This window comes from Vibrio sp. 10N.222.48.A3, from assembly GCF_041475345.1.
In the GTDB taxonomy this organism is placed as follows: domain Bacteria; phylum Pseudomonadota; class Gammaproteobacteria; order Enterobacterales; family Vibrionaceae; genus Vibrio; species Vibrio tasmaniensis_A.
In genome coordinates this window covers 1-1344 of record NZ_JBFRVX010001449.1, presented here as the reverse complement: position 1 = coordinate 1344, position 1344 = coordinate 1, and the positions used below count along the sequence as shown (strand labels likewise).

1 protein-coding gene and 1 pseudogene are annotated in these 1344 nt (G+C 41.9%); both read right to left on the bottom strand.

Annotated elements, in window-relative coordinates; all coding sequences use genetic code 11:
• Positions 1-363 (bottom strand): annotated as a pseudogene (locus AB4653_RS27040) (two-component sensor histidine kinase); the annotation flags it as partial.
• Positions 356-1045, bottom strand: coding sequence for a response regulator transcription factor (locus AB4653_RS27035; protein ID WP_029222829.1), 690 nt, complete (start codon positions 1043-1045; stop codon positions 356-358). The gene AB4653_RS27035 and the pseudogene AB4653_RS27040, both read right to left, overlap by 8 nt.
• Positions 1046-1344: the final 299 nt, after the last annotated feature.

Genomic DNA, 1344 nt, shown 5'->3' with positions numbered 1-1344 from the left:
ATAGAGATTATTTTCACTTAGGTATACCGGTACACCATTCAAGGTGGTAAATAACTCGCATCGTTGACACGGAGCCTCTCCCGACCAATTCTCCAACAGGCGTAAATTGAAAATATAAAATTGCTGGTAGCCTGTTCTGTCGAGTTCTTTATATAGCGAGTTTTCTCGGTTGTGTTGACGAACATACTGCTCAGAAAAGTAGATGCCATCATTAAGGAATATTTCGATCTGGGTACGCCGCATGTGCCCTTCACCAAGGTTCCAAAACAAAAAGATCGTTGCCGACATCCCTGCCACAATTCCAAGGTACAAACGAGTAAACATAGAAACAGATCGAAGTTTCACCGCGATAGACTTATACAACCAGCATATACCCCTTGTTACGAACCGTACGGATCAACTGCTTATCTTTTGCATGCATACGCAGCTTCCGGCGCAACCCTGAAACACGCATATCAATAGAGCGGTCGTTAAAGGCATAATCAATACCTCTAAATAGCTGGCAACATTGATCTCGAGTAACGACCTGACAAATGTTATTAACAAGAAGATTTAGAATTTCAAACTCGGCAGAGGTGAGCTTTAGGTTCTGTCCGTACAGAGTGGCACTTTGAGCTGTACTGTTGATCACAATTTCACCTGGGGTTTCAGCGGTCGTGTCAGGCTCAGCAACAACAGGGGCTGCGCGACGCAATAGTGCTTCAATTCGTGCCAATAATGCATGACCACGAATAGGTTTTGCAACGTAATCATCCGCGCCAAACTTAAACAAACTAACCTCACTCATTTCATCAGCAGAGGCAGTCAATACTAAGATAATCCCATTATAAAATTCGCGAGCCTGTCGGCAAATCTGTGCGCCGCTCATTCCTGGAAGCATCAAGTCCAACAGAACGAGATCGGGTTCAATACTGCGGATCGCTTCAATGGCCAAATCCCCTTCATGGACAACGCTAACATTGTAGCCTTCAGCTTCGAGGTAAAGCGTAGTTAAACGCGCTATCGCCTGGTCATCTTCGACAATCAGCACTTTGGTTTTCGACATTTCTATCACCAGCATTTATTAAAAGCGAGGGCAGTATATATACTGTTCATATATCATCAATATTGTTATTGAAGTCACTAACTTACCGTACGCAAAACATATTAATCACTTTTGTACATACACGTTTACAAACCATCGTTCAGCAACAAAAACGCTCATTTATTGATTGATTTCCCGTCAAAAACGGAAAATCCAAACGCTTAAATGCTTACGTTTGCTTACCTTCTTACGCACACTTACATTAAAGGAATTTACAAAACTCATTCAAATAAACTTGCTAAACATTAATAACACAATAG

Excerpts from the sequence above, each read along its gene's own strand:
- AB4653_RS27035 (WP_029222829.1), bottom strand. The coding sequence starts at position 1,045 with ATGTCGAAAACCAAAGTGCTGATTGTCGAAGATGACCAGGCGATAGCG.